A 14,565-nucleotide genomic window follows, 5' to 3' on the forward strand; every position below is an offset into this window, starting at 1 on the left:
AGGCTCGAGATGGCTCGATCGACCCGTACGTCCGCCCCCGCCGAGCGGCACCGCCGCGCCGAGGTCCTCCGGCGCGTCATGGCCGCCGCCGACCGACGCCGCGACGCCGTCCTGCCGACCGACGTCCCCGGGGTGCCGGAGACCTTCACCGACGACCTCGACCTGCTCGGTGCCCTCCAGCTGCGCTGGTACACCCGCCTCGCCTCCAGGGTCGAGGCCGAGCAGGGCAGGACGCCGGGCGACCTCGCCGGGGCCGTGAAGCGGGCCTGGGTCGGCGTCGCCGACGAGATGCCCGGTGTGCGCGCGGTGCTCGACCTCGGTCGCCTGCGCAGCGACGACGAGCGTCTCTCGACCGCCCTGCGGCGCGCCACCGCGAAGGAGCACCTCCTGCTCGCGGCCTCGGCCGGCTGGTGCGGCCCCCACGACCTCGCCCGGGGCGCGGCCCTCGGCGAGCGGCTGGAGGAGGCGGCGCGACGACGCTGGAGCGGACCGCAGGCCGCGCCCCGCGCGCCCCACGTCGACGAGGGCCGGACGGCTGCGCTCCTGGGGCGCCTCCGGTCGCTGCTGCCCGCCTGAGCCCCGTGCCCGCCGGGCCGGGCCCGGGTCATGATGGGTCCATGAGCGGTCCGGTCACGAGCATCAGCCCGGGGACCCTGCTCGTGGCGAGCCCCGAGCTGGTCGACCCCAACTTCACCGACACCGTCGTCCTGGTGATCGACGTCGACGACGACGGGGCGGTGGGGCTCGTCCTGAACCGGCCGTCGTCCGTGCTGGTCGCCGACGTGCTCGAGCCCTGGCGCGACGTCGTCAGCCCACCGGAGACCCTGTTCGCCGGAGGGCCCGTGGGCTCCGACGGGGCCCTCGGCCTGGCCCGCCTCGCCGACCCCGACGCCGCCCCGGTCGGCTTCCGCGGCATCGTCGACGACCTCGGCCTGGTCGACCTCGACACCCCCGTGGAGCTCGTCGAGGGCAGCGTCAGCGCGGCGCGGATCTTCGCCGGGTACGCCGGCTGGGGCGCCGAGCAGCTGCGCGGCGAGATCGCCGAGGGCAGCTGGTACGTCGTGCCCGGCCAGGTCGGCGACGTGTTCCGCGTCGAGGTCGACGACCTGCGCCGCGACGTCCTGCGGCGCCAGCCGGGGGAGCGGGCGTGGGCGGCCACGAGACCCGCCGACCCCGGTCTCAACTGACCCACCCGCGCCGTAGGGTGGTCGACGTGAGCACGCGCATCGGATTCGCCGACACCGGCGGCGTCGGGACGCTGGGCGACGTCCGCGAGGACGAGCGCACCGTCCCGACCGACTCCGGCGACCACGAGCGGTTCAGCCACTTCGTCCCGAAGGACAAGCTGACCGAGGCGATGGTCATGGGCACGCCCGTCGTGGCGCTGTGCGGCAAGGTCTGGGTGCCGAGCCGGTCGGGCGAGAAGTTCCCGGTCTGCCCGGAGTGCAAGGAGATCTGGGAGTCGATGAAGGGCGACGACGCGGGGGACGGCGAGTGACGGGGCGGCCCCGGCCGCCCTCCGACCCGCGTCACGACCAGCACGACCTGCTCGACCAGCCCGACCTGCTCGCCGGGGGGACCGACCTCCCCGAGCCGGCGCTGCCACCGGCCTGGCCCGAGCGCGCGGCCTGGGGCACGGCCCCGTCGCTGCGCGCCTGGCAGACCGCGGCCCTGCGGCAGTACACCGAGCGCGCGCCGCGCGACTTCATGGCCGTCGCCACGCCGGGCGCGGGCAAGACGACCTTCGCGCTGACCGTCGCCGCCGACCTGCTCGGGCGCCGCGTGGTCGAGCGGGTGATCGTCGTGACCCCGACCGAGCACCTCAAGACCCAGTGGGCGCAGGCGGGCGAGCGAGCCGGCGTGCCGCTCGACCCGGCGTACGGCGCCGGGCGGGCGAAGACGTCGTCGGACTACGTCGGCATCGCCGTGACGTACGCCGGGGTCGCGGCGAACCCGCTCGCGCTGCGCGTGCGGGTGGAGCGGTCGAAGACGCTGGTGATCCTCGACGAGGTCCACCACGCCGGCGACGCGCTCAGCTGGGGCGAGGGTGTCGAGGAGGCGTTCGGCCCGGCGACGCGACGCCTGCTGCTGACCGGCACGCCGTTCCGCTCCGACACCAACCCGATCCCGTTCGTCACCTACGCGCCGGGCGACGACGGGGTGCCGCGCTCGGTCGCGGACTACACCTACGGCTACGCCCAGGCGCTCGCCGACCACGTCGTCCGGCCCGTGCTGTTCATGGCCTACTCCGGTCAGATGCAGTGGCGCACGCGCGCTGGTGACGAGATCGATGTCCGGCTGGGTGAGCCGCTCACGAAGGACCTGCACGCTCAGGCGCTGCGCACGGCGCTGGACCCGCACGGGTCCTGGATGCCCGCGGTGCTGCAGGCCGCGGACCGGCGCCTGGAGGAGGTCCGCCGCCACGTGCCCGACGCGGGCGGGCTCGTCATCGCCTCGGACCAGGACAAGGCCCGCGCGTACGCCGCGCTGCTGCGGGAGATCACCGGACAGGCGCCGACGGTGGTGCTCTCGGACGAGAAGGCGTCGTCGGAGCGCATCAGCACCTTCTCCGACTCCGACGACCGGTGGATGGTCGCGGTGCGGATGGTGTCCGAGGGCGTCGACGTGCCCCGCCTCGCGGTCGGGGTCTACGCGACGACCACCGCGACCCCCCTGTTCTTCGCCCAGGCGGTCGGCCGCTTCGTGCGGGCGCGGCGGCGCGGGGAGACCGCCTCGGTCTTCGTGCCGTCGGTGCCGTCGCTGCTCGGCCACGCCGCCGCGCTCGAGGTGGAGCGCGACCACGTGCTCGGCCGCACGGTGCGCGACGAGGGCGACATCTTCGCCGCCGAGGACGAGCTGCTCGCCCGCGCCAACGCCTCCGAGGCCGCGTCGGCGGAGCTCGAGGGCTCCTACGAGGCGCTCGGCTCCGAGGCCCGCTTCGACCGGGTGCTCTACGACGGCGGCGAGTTCGGGCACGCCGGCGAGGTCCACGTCGGCTCCGAGGAGGAGATGGACTTCCTCGGCATCCCCGGCCTGCTCGAGCCGGACCAGGTGCGCGAGCTGCTCCACACCCGCCAGAGCGAGCGCGCCGCGCGGTCCCGTCGTACGGCGGCCCCGGTGCCGACCGTCGCCGACGACGCCGAGACCCGTCGTACGGCGCACGAGCAGCTCGCCGTGCTGCGCCGCGAGCTGAACGGGCTGGTCGCCGCCTGGCACCACCGCACCGGCGCGCCCCACGGGGTGACCCACTCGACGCTGCGCAAGGAGTGCGGCGGCCCGGCCGCCGCCGCGGCCACCGCGGAGCAGCTGCAGCGGCGCATCGACCGCCTGCGCGACTGGGCCGCCCGCCCCACGGGCTGAGCGTCACCGCCCCGGCCGCCGATTGTTCCCGATCGTCGGTCACGGTCCGGCAACGATCGACGGCCGGGTCTTTCCGGGGGCGAGGGGGAGACACGAACCTCGGCGGGTTCGACCTCACCCCTCCCTCTCCTCTCGGAAGGATCGACCGTGTCCTCTACACGTCGACGTCGTCTCGGGGCCGCCACCGTGGCCACCGCAGCCGGCATCACCCTCGCCCTCTCGGCCGCCACCCCGACCGCCACCGCGGTCGTCGTCTCCGCGCCCGCGAAGGCCTCCGGCCCGTCCACCACCGCCGCCACCGACTCCGCGTCGATGCGCAAGGCCATCACCCCCCGCGGGCTTCGCAGCCACCTCGAGGCGCTCGAGACCCTCGGCGCCCGGTACGACGGCCGGGCGACCACCACGCGCGGCTACGACGCCGCCGCCCGCTACGTCGAGTTCGAGCTGCGCGAGGCCGGCTACAAGCCCCGCCGCGACTACTTCACCTACGAGGCCAGCGAGATCCTCGCCGAGAGCCTGACCATCAACGGGGAGGGCGAGCCCACCGACGTCCCGATCCTCGCGATGGCCTACACGAACAGCACCCCCGAGGGCGGCGTCACCGGCGACCTCGTCGCCCCGAACGACACCACCGGGTGCTCCGCGGTCTCGTGGGACGGCGTCGAGGTCACCGACCAGGTCGCGCTGATCAGCCGCGGCACCTGCTCGTTCGCGGACAAGGCCCGCTTCGCGGGCGAGGCCGGTGCCGCGGGTGCGGTCGTCTACAACAACACCGAGGGCGACCTGAACGGCACCCTCGGCGACGCGCAGATCGAGGGCGCGGCGCCCGTCGGCGGCGTGACCCAGGAGGCCGGCCAGCAGCTGCTCGCCGCCGCCGAGGCCGGCACGCCCGTGACCCTCGACATCCGCGCGGACTACTTCGAGGCGGAGAGCTACAACATCCTGGCCGCCCGCAACGGCGACCCGGAGAACGAGATCCTGCTGGGCGCCCACCTCGACGGCGTCGAGGGCACCACGGCCGTCAACGACAACGGCACCGGCGTCGCCGCGCTCCTCGAGGTCGCGAAGAACATGCCGAAGAAGTCCCGCAACAAGGTCCAGTTCGCCTTCTGGGGCGCCGAGGAGGTCGGCCTCATCGGCTCGACCGAGTACGTCAACGACCTCGTCGAGCAGGAGGGTCGCCAGCTCGACAACATCGCGACCTACCTGAACTTCGACATGCTCGGCTCGCCGAACCACATCATCGGCGTGTACGACGCGGACGAGTCCAAGTTCCCGGCCAGCGCGCCGGTCACCGCCGGCTCGATCGAGACCGAGCAGATGTTCCGCAGCTACTTCCGGAGCCAGAAGCAGCCGGTCGTCGACACCGAGTTCTCCGGCCGCTCCGACTACCAGGCGTTCCTGCAGAACGGTGTGGCCGCCGGTGGCCTGTTCACCGGTGCCGACGGGGTGAAGACGCCGTACCAGGTCAAGCTCTTCGGCGGCACCGCCGGCGAGCTGTACGACCCGAACTACCACACGCCGACCGACAACCTGGAGAACGTGGCGGTCGGCCCGCTGCACACCATGGCCGACGCCGTGGGCCACATGGCGATCACCCTCGCCAAGTCGACCCGCGAGATCGACTCCCCGAACCGTGCGCCCGAGCGCACGGTCGAGAGCGGCCTCGCTGCGGAGCCGCGTCGCTGACCGGACCGCGGTCGGTGTGAACCGACCAGCCGCACAGGACGGCCCCCGGGTGCTCGCACCCGGGGGCCGTTCTCGTCTGCAGCGGAGTTAGGTTAGCCTTCCCTTCATGACAGCGGGTGACGTCGCCGGCGCGGCCCTGAGCGGGCGCGACCTCGTGCTCGGCTACCGGGCGAGAACGGTGGTCCACGGCGCGAGCATCGACCTGCGACCCGGCCGGGTGACGGCCCTCGTCGGCCCGAACGGCAGCGGCAAGTCCACCCTGCTGCGCGCGCTCGCCCGCCTGCACCGGGTGGACGGCGGCCTGGTCAGCGTCGGCGGCCCCTCGAGCGGCCCCGCGAGCCGCCCCTCGAGCGGCTCGGCGAGCGCTGCGGGTGGGGCCACCGACGCCCAGTCCCTGTCCGCGCGTGACTTCGCGCGGCGGGTCACCCTGCTGTCGCAGTCGCGTCCCAGCCCGTCCGGGCTGTGCGTGCGCGACGTGGTCGGGTTCGGACGTCACCCGCACCGCAGCCGCTTCGGTGGGCTGTCGGCCACCGACCGCGAGCACGTCGACCACGCGCTCGCCGTCACCGGCACCGCGGACATGGCCGACCGCGCCGTCGACCAGCTCTCGGGCGGCGAGCTCCAGCGCGTCTGGCTGGCCTCCTGCCTCGCCCAGGACACCGGCGTCCTGCTGCTCGACGAGCCCACCAACCACCTCGACCTGCGCTACCAGGTCGAGATGCTCGACCTGGTGCGCGAGCTCGCCGACGACCATGACGTCGCGCTCGGCGTCGTTCTCCACGACCTCGGCCAGGCCGCCTCCGTGGCCGACGAGGTGCTCGTCCTGCACGCCGGCGTCGTCCGCGCCGCCGGTGCCCCCGCCGACGTCCTCACCGGCGAGCTCCTGAGCGAGGTCTACGGCCTCGAGGTGCTCACCCACGCAGACCCCGAGACCGGACTCGTCCGGATCGAGCCACGGGGCCGCCACCACCGGCGTCCCCGCTCCGTCCCACCCGGCCCACCCGCCCCCGCACTGCTCGACCAGGAGACCGCATGACCCGCCGTACCACCCTCGCCCTCACCTGCGCCGCCGCCGGCCTCGTCCTGTCCGCCTGCGGCACCACGCAGCCGTCGGCGGAGGAGGAGACCGACGACACCGGTGACAGCACCAGCGAGGCCGCCTCCGGGCCCATCTCTGTCACCGACCAGGCCGGCCGCACCGTCGAGCTGGACGCCGCCCCCGAGCGCGTCGTCGTCCTCGAGTGGGGCCAGACCGAGTCGGTGCTGTCGCTGGGCGTCGAGCCCGTCGGCGTCGCCGACGTCGACGGCTACATCACCTGGGACACCGCCGAGGAGCTCGACCCGGAGACCACCGACGTCGGGGTCCGCGGCGAGCCGAACCTGGACGCCGTGTTCTCCGAGAACCCCGACCTCGTCATCGTCGAGGCCACCCGGGGAGACCCGATCATCCGCCAGCTCGAGGAGTACGACGTCCCGATCCTCGTCACCGAGGCCGCGAACGCGGAGGACCCGGTGGGCACGATGAAGGAGACCCACCTGCTCATCGGGCAGGCGCTGGGTCGCGAGGACGACGCCCGCGCCGACGTCGAGGAGTTCGAGGCCGCCGTCGAGGAGGGCCGCGAGGCCATCGACGCCGCCGACCCCGAGAACCGCTCCTTCACCTACGTCGACGCCTACGCCGACGGCGCGAACGTCGCCATCCGGCCCTTCGGCCAGGGCTCACAGACCGGGGAGATCGGTGAGGAGCTCGGGCTCGAGAACGCCTGGACCGGTGAGGTCGACGACGTCTACGGCCTCGGCAACACCGACGTCGAGGGCATGACCGCCGTCAGCGACTCGACCCTGCTCTACACCGGCACCGAGTCCGACCCCTGGCTCTCCGAGCTGGAGCGGAACCCGGTCTGGGAGGACCTGGCGTTCGTCCGCGAGGACCGCGTCGAGGAGTTCCCGCCCGGGATCTGGACCTTCGGCGGGCCCGGGTCGTCGATGCAGCTGGTCGACGCGTACGTCGCCGCGTTCGGCGGGTGAGCACCGACGTCGACCCCCGGGTCCGTGTCGACCCGGCCCCGGCCGGGACGGACCTCCGGGGGTCGGCGCCGCCCCGCCGGGCCGGGGCGGCAGCCGCCCTCCTCGGCACGACGGCGCTGCTCGTCGTCGTCGCGGCCTGGCACCTGACCCAGGGCACCTCCGGCGTCGGTGCCCTCGACCTGCTGCGGTTCGACGAGGCCGCCGTCGACCTGCTGCTCGGCTCCCGCGTGCCGCGCACGCTCGCCGGGCTCGCCATCGGGCTGGCCCTCGGCGTCTCCGGGGCACTGTTCCAGTCGCTGTCGCGCAACGCCCTGGCCTCGCCCGACACCCTCGCCGTCAACGCCGGCGCCTACCTGGCCGTCGTCCTGGCCGCCGTCACCGGCTTCACCCTGCCCGTGCTGGGGAGCAGCGCCGTCGCCTTCGGCGGCGGGATGCTGGCGGCGGGTCTCGTGCTGGCGATGTCCGGCGCGGGCGGCAGCTCCACCACGCGCCTCGTCCTCGCCGGGTCGGCCGTGTCGCTGGCCCTGTTCGCCCTGACCTCGACGCTGCTCATCCTGTTCGAGGAGGAGACCACCGGGCTGTTCGCCTGGGGCAGCGGCACGCTGTCGCAGCGGGGGCTCGGAGCGGTCGTCGCGGTCACCCCGCTGCTCGTCGCCGCGGTCGCGGTGGCGCTGCTGCTCAGCCGTCGCCTCGACCTCCTCGCCGCCGGCGACGACGCCGCCCGCTCCCTCGGGGTGCCCGTGGGGGCGACCCGCGTGCTCGGTGTGGTCCTCGCGGTCCTGCTCGCCTCCGTCGCGGTCACCCTCGCCGGCCCGGTCGGCTTCGTCGGCCTGTGCGCCCCCGCCCTGGTGCGCCTGGTCGCGAGACGCGTGCCGTCCGTGGCGCGCCACCTGGTGCAGCTGCCCCTCGCCGGCCTCGTGGGCGCGCTCATCGTGCTGGGCGCGGACGCCGTCGTCCGCGCCGCCATCGGGGCCGAGGCCGCGCTCAGCATCCCCACCGGCGTCGCGACGACCCTGCTCGGCGCCGTCGTGCTCGTGCTCCTCGCCCGACGCGCGCCCGACGCCGGCCCGACCCGGACGCCACCCGGCGCCGGGGGACGGGTCGCGAGCGGTCGCCGGACGACGGTGGCACTTGTGGTCGTCTGGGGCCTCGCCGCCGGGGCGGTCCTGGCCGGGGTGCTCTCCGGCTACACGATGCTGCTCACCGGCGACGTCGCGAACTACCTCGCCGGCCACGCCGTGCCGTCCGTCGCCTTCGCGCTCGACGAGCGACTGCCGCGCGTCGCCGCCGCGGTGCTCGCCGGCGGTGCGCTCGCCCTGGCCGGGACCGTGGTGCAGGCCGTCTGCCGCAACCCGCTGGCCGAGCCCGGGATCATCGGCATCACCGGTGGCGCCGGCGTCGGGGCCGTCGTGGTGGTGACCACCGTCGCGACGGCCTCGACGGCGCTGCTCGCCGGCGGGGCGCTCGTGGGCGCGATGCTCGCCTTCGCCGTCGTGTACGCCGCCTCCTGGCGCGGCGGCCTGGACTCCGACCGGCTCGTCCTCGTCGGCGTCGGCGTCTCGGCCGGGGCGGTCGCCGTCACGACCTTCCTGCTCGTGCGCTCGAACCCGTTCGACACCCCGCGCATCTTCACGTGGCTGGCCGGGTCGACGTACGACCGCAGCTGGGAGCAGGTCCTCCCGGCGCTCGTCGCCCTCGCGGTGGGCCTGCCCCTGGTCTGGGCCGCACACCGTCGCCTGGACCTGCTCGCGCTCGACGAGGACACCCCGCGGCTGGTCGGCGTCCCGCTCGAGCGGCTGCGCCTCGGGCTGCTGACCCTGGCGGCGGTGCTCACCGCGGTCGCGGTCAGCGCGGCGGGCGTCGTGGCGTTCGTCGGGCTCGTGGCGCCCCACGCGGCCCGCGCGCTCGTCGGCGCCAGGCACGCCCGCGTCGTCCCCCTCGCGACCGGGCTCGGCGTGGTCCTGCTGAGCGTGGCCGACACGATCGGGCGGACGGCGATCGCCCCCGCGCAGGTGCCCGCGGGCCTCGTCGTCGCCGTGATCGGGGCGCCGTACTTCGTCTGGCTGCTGGCGCGGTCGAGGGCCTGAGAGCGGCTCGATAACCTCTGGCCCGTGCCCGACCAGCCCGCCGCGATCGCCGCCGTCCACGTCGTCCCCCACGTCGCGGAGGCCGTCGCCGACGGCGCTCCCGTCGTCGCCCTCGAGTCCACGATCTTCACCCACGGCCTGCCCCGGCCCCGCAACGTCGAGGTCGCCCTGGAGGCCGAGGAGCACCTGCGGGCCGCCGGCGTCGTCCCGGCCACCATCGGGGTCGTCGACGGCGTCCCGACCGTCGGCATGAGCGCCGAGCAGATCACCGGCCTCGCCGCCACGGACGGCATCGACAAGGCCAGCGTGCGTGACCTGCCGGTCCTCGTGGCGCTGGGTCGCCACGGCGGGACGACGGTCGCGGCGACTGCGTTCCTGGCCCACGCGGCCGGGGTGCGGGTCTTCGCGACGGGCGGGCTGGGCGGCGTGCACCGGGGCGCCTCGGAGTCGTTCGACGAGTCCGCCGACCTGCCGACGCTGGCGACGACGCCGATCGCGCTCGTCAGCGCCGGGGTGAAGTCGATCCTCGACATCCCCGCGACGCTCGAGCGCTTCGAGACCCTCAACCTGCCGGTCGTCGGCTACCGCACCCGCCGCTACCCGGGGTTCTACGTCGCGGACTCGGGCCACGAGATCGGCTTCGCCGTGCAGTCGCCGGCCGAGGTCGCCGGGGTCCTGCGCGCCCGGGACGGCCTGGGGCTCGCGCAGGCCGTCCTGGTCGCCAACCCCGTCGCCGCGGACGCCCAGCTGCCCCCGGACGAGCACGACGCCGTGCTCGCCCGCGCGCTCGCGGCGGCCGAGGCCGACGGGGCGCGGGGCAACGCGGCGACGCCGTACCTGCTCGACTTCATCCAGCGCGAGACGGGCGGGCGGAGCCTGGAGGTCAACGTCGCGGTCTACCGCGGCAACGTGGCCCTCGCAGGCGAGATCGCCCGCGCGCTCACCACCGGCTGAGACAGGCCCGCCGACGTGGTGCTCGCGGTGCTCGGCGACCTCGTGGAGGACGTCGTGGTCTGGCTCGACGGGCCGCTCGTGATCGGCGCGGACTCCCCGTCGCGGGTGTTCCGCTCGCGGGGCGGCAGCGCCGCCAACGTCGCGGCCACCGCCGCGGCCCGGGTGACCACCCGCTTCCTCGGCTGCGTGGGCGAGGACGCCGCGGGGGACGCCCTCGTCGCCGCCCTCGGGCGCTCCGGCGTCGACGTCCGCGTCGCCCGGGCCGGTGCGACCGGGACGGTCGTGGTGATCGTGGACGAGTCGGGCGAGCGCACCATGTTCCCCGAGCGCGGGGCCGCCCGGCTGCTCGAGGCGGCTCCCGCGGAGTGGCTCGACGGGGTCTCCCACCTGCACGTCCCGGCGTACTCGTTCGACGGGGGAGCGATCGCCACCGCCGCGCTCGACGCGCTCGCCCGGGTGCGGGACGCGGGCGGGTCCACGTCGGTCGACGCCTCGTCCCTCGGGGTCGTCACGTCGCTCGGCGCCGACCCGATGCTCGACCTGCTCGCCGACGTGCGGCCTGACCTGCTGTTCGCCAACGCGGACGAGGCCGCGGCGCTCGACCTGCGCGGGGCCGCGCGGTCGCGCCTGTCCGGGACCACCCTGGTGCTGAAGCACGGGGCCCGGGCGACCGTCCTCGCCGTCCCCGGTCGGGACCCGGTCGAGGTGCCGGTGCCTCCGGTCGCCGACGTCCGCGACCTCACCGGGGCCGGCGACGCGTTCGCCGCCGGGTACCTCGCCGCCCACCTCGCCGGCGAGCCGGCCGTCACCGCCGCCGAGCACGGCCACGCCGCGGCCGCCGCCGTGCTGGCGACCCCCGGGGCGTAGCCGGCCCTCAGTCGCCGCCCGCGGCCGCCGCCCGCGCGAGCGGGAGCACGCGCTGGCCGACCTGCTCCGCCAGGGCGATGACGGCCGTGGACCGCAGCACGGACTCGTCGGCGAGGACGGCGTCGATGACCCGCTGGAGGTCGTCGTTCGACCGGGCGACGACGCGGCACCAGAGGTCCCCGGCGCCCGTGATCGTCTGCGCCTCGATGACCTCCGGGATGGCGGCGAGGTGCGCGGCGGCCTGGGCGTGGCCGACCGCCTGACGGATCTCGAGGGTGAGGAACGCGGTCACCGGGTAGCCGAGCGCGGCGGGGGAGAGGCGAGGGCCCCAGCCGGTGATGACGCCGCGCGCGGCCAGCTTGTCGAGACGCGCCTGGACGGTCCCGCGCGCGATCCCCAGACGACGCGAGGCGCCGAGGACGCCGATGTGCGGCTCGGCGGTGAACAGGTCGATCACGTTGCGGTCGATCTCGTCGATCACGGGGGAGGCTCCTGGTCAGGTTGTGCAGTGTGTCGCGGACGCGTTGCACACATTGTCACCCACCCGGCACCGTGCGGGCATGAGCATCGACGCGCGACCCGTGACCCACGCCCTCACCGCCGAGGAGCTGAAGGCCGACCTGACGCTGGAGCAGCTCAAGGAGCTGGTCGGCCTGGTCGAGTACGACGCCTCGCGCGACCCGTTCCCGGTCACCGCCATGGACGCCGTCTGCTTCGTCGTCGGCAACGCCACCCAGACCGCGGCGTTCTACCAGCTCGCCCTCGGCATGACGCTCGAGGCGTACCGCGGCCCCGAGACCGGTCACCGGGAGTCGAAGTCGTTCGTCCTGCGCTCCGGCTCGGCCCGGTTCGTGGTCTCCGGCGGCGTCACCCCCGACAGCCCGCTGCTCGACCACCACCGCGCCCACGGTGACGGCGTCGTCGACCTCGCCCTCGAGGTCCCCGACGTGGACCGCTGCATCGAGCACGCCCGCTCCGTGGGGGCCACGATCCTGGTGGAGCCGCACGACGTCTCCGACGAGCACGGCACCGTCCGCACGGCCGCGATCGCGACGTACGGCGAGACCCGGCACACCCTCGTCGACCGCTCGGCGTACACCGGCCCCTACCTGCCGGGCTTCGAGGCCCGCACCTCGACGATCCAGCGCCCGGAGGGCCACCCGAAGCGCCTCTTCCAGGCCGTCGACCACTGCGTCGGCAACGTCGAGCTCGGCCGCATGGACGAGTGGGTGTCGTTCTACAACCGCGTCATGGGCTTCACCAACATGGCCGAGTTCGTGGGCGACGACATCGCTACCGAGTACTCCGCGCTGATGAGCAAGGTCGTCGCGAGCGGCAACCACCGCGTGAAGTTCCCGCTGAACGAGCCGGCCGTCGCGAAGAAGCGCTCCCAGATCGACGAGTACCTCGAGTTCTACGGCGGGCCCGGCTGCCAGCACATCGCCCTCGCCACCGGCGACCTGCTCACCACGGTCGACCACCTGCGGGCGAACGGCGTCGAGTTCCTCGCCACGCCCGACTCCTACTACGACGACCCGGAGCTGCGCGCCCGGATCGGCGAGGTCCGCGTGCCGATCGAGGAGCTGAAGTCGCGCGGCATCCTCGTCGACCGCGACGAGGACGGCTACCTGCTGCAGATCTTCGCCCGCCCGCTCGGTGACCGTCCGACGGTCTTCTACGAGTTCATCGAGCGGCACGGCTCGCTCGGGTTCGGCAAGGGCAACTTCAAGGCCCTCTTCGAGGCCATCGAGCGCGAGCAGGACGCCCGCGGCAACCTCTGACCCACGCCGGACCCATCGACCGACGGAGGCGATCACTGTCGCTCAGCGACAGCGATCGCCTCCGTCGTTCCTGCCGGACCCCTCAGGCCACGTCGCCGACGAGCTCGGCGTCCGCCTCGGCGGGGGAGTGCGGGGCGGGGGCCGAGCGCAGCGCGCGGACGACGACCCGCGAGCCCAGCAGGGCGACGACGGTGCCGACGGCGACGGCCGCGCCGCCGAACCAGAAGGGCGCGCCCACGGAGACGTCCTCGGCCAGCTTCAGCGCCACGAAGGGGCCCGCGGCGCCGCCGGAGAAGCGGACGAACGAGTACGCCGCCGAGGCGACCGGGCGCGGCACCGGGGCGGCACCCATCACGGCCTCGGTGACCAGCGTGTTGTTGATGCCGATGAAGGCGCCGGCCAGCACGATCCCGGCGACCACGAACGCCTGGCTGCTCGACAGCACGGCGATCGCGAGCAGGTCGAGCGAGAACAGCGCCAGGCAGCCGACCATCGCCGGGACGGTGCCGACGAGGCGCTGCAACCACGGGGCCACGACGACCGAGGTGAAGGCCAGCAGCAGGCCCCAGCCGAAGAAGACCCAGCCGACGGCCATGATCCCGAAGTCGGGGAGCGCGAACGGGCCGGCGGCGAGGAGGCTGAAGAAGCCGAGGTTGTAGAAGACGGCGACCACGGCCAGCAGGAGCAGCGCGGGGTGGCGCAGCGCGCGGAACGGGTCGGCGAGCGACGTCCGCGGACCGTCCGGCGGGGTGGCCGGCAGCAGGAACGCGGTGGCGACCAGGGCGATCGTCATGAGGACGGAGACGCCGAAGAACGGCCCGCGCCAGGACTGCTGGCCCAGGATCCCGCCCAGCAGGGGGCCGGCGGCGATGCCGAGACCCAGGGCGGCCTCGAAGAGGATCACGGCCTGGGCGACGGAGCCGGCCGAGGAGGCGACAATCGTCGAGAGGGCCGTGGCGATGAACAGCGCGTTGCCCAGGCCCCAGCCGGCGCGGAAGCCGATCACGGCGCCGACGGAGTCCGAGGCGCCGGCGAGACCGGCGAAGGCGATGATCAGCACGAGGCCGGTCAGGAGGGTGCGCTTGGCGCCGATCCGGCTGGAGACGACGCCGGTGATGAGCATGGAGACGCCCATGACGGCCATGTAGCCGGTGAAGAGCAGCGAGACCTGGCTCGGCGTGGCCTCGAGCCTGGCGGCGATCTCCTTGAGGATCGGGTCGACGAGGCCGATGCCCATGAACGCGATGACGCAGGCGAAGGCCACGGCCCACACGGCGCGGGGCTGACGGAGGCTCATCGTTCTCCTTCCGTGACGGGGGTGGGGTCGGGGGTGAGGTCCGCGGCGAGGACCCGCCGCAGGAGGTGGGTGGCGTGCTCGACCGCCGCCGTGTCGTCGGCGGTGAGCCGGTCGGCGACGGCGGCCGCGTTGCGGCGTCGTACGTCGGCCAGGAGCGTGCGCCCCGCGTCGGTCATGACGACCAAGCGGGAGCGACCGTCCGTGGGGTCGGGGCGGGTGGTGACCCAGCCGCGCCCGACCAGCGACTTCACCAGGGACGACGCCGCGGGCTGCGACGTCCGGTCGAGCTCGGCGAGGCGGGTGACGCTGATGTCCCCGTGCTCGTCGAGCACCGACAGCGTGCGCAGGGCGGCCGGGGGCAGGTCGCCCTCCAGCCGCCGTACGGCACGGACGAGTCGGGCGGCCTGGACGACCAGGTCTCCGGCGGCGTCCTCGAGCGGTGCGGTCACGAAGGACCAAACTACATAAGGTGCTTATGCATTCCGAATCGGCGAGGCGCCCG

The 14,565-nt window shown here is 74.6% G+C and carries 14 protein-coding genes; 11 read left to right on the top strand and 3 right to left on the bottom strand.

Annotated features, from left to right (window positions below):
- Positions 1–9 precede the first annotated feature (9 nt).
- From MJ876_RS11395 to MJ876_RS11440, 10 genes are all read left to right on the top strand, one after another.
- A complete protein-coding gene (locus MJ876_RS11395) occupies positions 10–576 on the top strand; it encodes a hypothetical protein (protein WP_240236413.1) in 567 nt (188 codons plus the stop codon).
- Between the two features lie 41 nt (positions 577–617).
- Entirely contained in the window at positions 618–1,187 is a 570-nt protein-coding gene (locus MJ876_RS11400; RefSeq protein ID WP_240236414.1) for a YqgE/AlgH family protein, read from the top strand.
- A gap of 71 nt (positions 1,188–1,258) precedes the next feature.
- On the top strand, positions 1,259–1,498 hold the full coding sequence (locus tag MJ876_RS11405) for a DUF3039 domain-containing protein (RefSeq protein WP_240236639.1): 240 nt from the start codon (positions 1,259–1,261) through the stop codon (positions 1,496–1,498).
- A gap of 101 nt (positions 1,499–1,599) precedes the next feature.
- Positions 1,600–3,360 (top strand): DEAD/DEAH box helicase, encoded by a 1,761-nt coding sequence (locus MJ876_RS11410; RefSeq protein WP_240236641.1) that lies wholly within the window; start codon positions 1,600–1,602, stop codon positions 3,358–3,360.
- Positions 3,361–3,507: 147 nt separating this feature from the next.
- Positions 3,508–5,049: a M20/M25/M40 family metallo-hydrolase gene (locus tag MJ876_RS11415; protein WP_308192595.1), complete on the top strand. Its 1,542-nt coding sequence runs from the start codon at positions 3,508–3,510 to the stop codon at positions 5,047–5,049.
- 106 nt (positions 5,050–5,155) lie between these two features.
- A complete protein-coding gene (locus MJ876_RS11420; RefSeq protein WP_240236415.1) occupies positions 5,156–6,085 on the top strand; it encodes an ABC transporter ATP-binding protein in 930 nt (309 codons plus the stop codon).
- Complete coding sequence (locus tag MJ876_RS11425) at positions 6,082–7,077, top strand: iron-siderophore ABC transporter substrate-binding protein (RefSeq protein WP_240236416.1); 996 nt, start codon at positions 6,082–6,084, stop codon at positions 7,075–7,077. Before MJ876_RS11420 ends, MJ876_RS11425 begins: the two co-directional genes overlap by 4 nt.
- Positions 7,074–9,164: an iron ABC transporter permease gene (locus MJ876_RS11430; protein WP_240236417.1), complete on the top strand. Its 2,091-nt coding sequence runs from the start codon at positions 7,074–7,076 to the stop codon at positions 9,162–9,164. The genes MJ876_RS11425 and MJ876_RS11430 overlap by 4 nt, the downstream gene beginning before the upstream one ends.
- A gap of 24 nt (positions 9,165–9,188) precedes the next feature.
- Positions 9,189–10,118: a pseudouridine-5'-phosphate glycosidase gene (locus tag MJ876_RS11435; RefSeq protein WP_240236418.1), complete on the top strand. Its 930-nt coding sequence runs from the start codon at positions 9,189–9,191 to the stop codon at positions 10,116–10,118.
- A 15-nt stretch (positions 10,119–10,133) separates the two neighbouring features.
- A complete protein-coding gene (locus MJ876_RS11440) occupies positions 10,134–10,985 on the top strand; it encodes a PfkB family carbohydrate kinase (RefSeq protein WP_240236419.1) in 852 nt (283 codons plus the stop codon).
- Positions 10,986–10,992: 7 nt separating this feature from the next.
- On the opposite strand, the gene MJ876_RS11445 is transcribed toward MJ876_RS11440, so the two are convergent.
- On the bottom strand, positions 10,993–11,466 hold the full coding sequence (locus MJ876_RS11445; RefSeq protein WP_240236420.1) for an Lrp/AsnC family transcriptional regulator: 474 nt from the start codon (positions 11,464–11,466) through the stop codon (positions 10,993–10,995).
- Positions 11,467–11,545: 79 nt separating this feature from the next.
- On the opposite strand from MJ876_RS11445, the gene hppD reads away from it, so the two are divergent.
- A complete protein-coding gene (gene hppD, locus MJ876_RS11450) occupies positions 11,546–12,766 on the top strand; it encodes a 4-hydroxyphenylpyruvate dioxygenase (RefSeq protein WP_240236421.1) in 1,221 nt (406 codons plus the stop codon).
- An 82-nt stretch (positions 12,767–12,848) separates the two neighbouring features.
- Here hppD and MJ876_RS11455 read toward each other — a convergent pair whose 3' ends face one another.
- Positions 12,849–14,063: an MFS transporter gene (locus tag MJ876_RS11455; protein WP_240236422.1), complete on the bottom strand. Its 1,215-nt coding sequence runs from the start codon at positions 14,061–14,063 to the stop codon at positions 12,849–12,851.
- Positions 14,060–14,512, bottom strand: coding sequence for a MarR family transcriptional regulator (locus MJ876_RS11460; RefSeq protein ID WP_240236423.1), 453 nt, complete (start codon positions 14,510–14,512; stop codon positions 14,060–14,062). The genes MJ876_RS11455 and MJ876_RS11460 overlap by 4 nt, the downstream gene beginning before the upstream one ends.
- Between the last annotated feature and the right edge of the window lie 53 nt (positions 14,513–14,565).

Source organism: Nocardioides sp. CFH 31398, from assembly GCF_022436705.1.
Classification (GTDB): Bacteria; Actinomycetota; Actinomycetes; order Propionibacteriales; family Nocardioidaceae; genus Nocardioides.

Excerpts from the sequence above, each read along its gene's own strand:
- MJ876_RS11395 (WP_240236413.1), top strand. The coding sequence starts at position 10 with ATGGCTCGATCGACCCGTACGTCCGCCCCCGCCGAGCGGCACCGCCGC.
- MJ876_RS11400 (WP_240236414.1), top strand. The coding sequence starts at position 618 with ATGAGCGGTCCGGTCACGAGCATCAGCCCGGGGACCCTGCTCGTGGCG.
- MJ876_RS11420 (WP_240236415.1), top strand. The coding sequence starts at position 5,156 with ATGACAGCGGGTGACGTCGCCGGCGCGGCCCTGAGCGGGCGCGACCTC.
- MJ876_RS11425 (WP_240236416.1), top strand. The coding sequence starts at position 6,082 with ATGACCCGCCGTACCACCCTCGCCCTCACCTGCGCCGCCGCCGGCCTC.
- hppD (WP_240236421.1), top strand. The coding sequence starts at position 11,546 with ATGAGCATCGACGCGCGACCCGTGACCCACGCCCTCACCGCCGAGGAG.
- MJ876_RS11455 (WP_240236422.1), bottom strand. The coding sequence starts at position 14,063 with ATGAGCCTCCGTCAGCCCCGCGCCGTGTGGGCCGTGGCCTTCGCCTGC.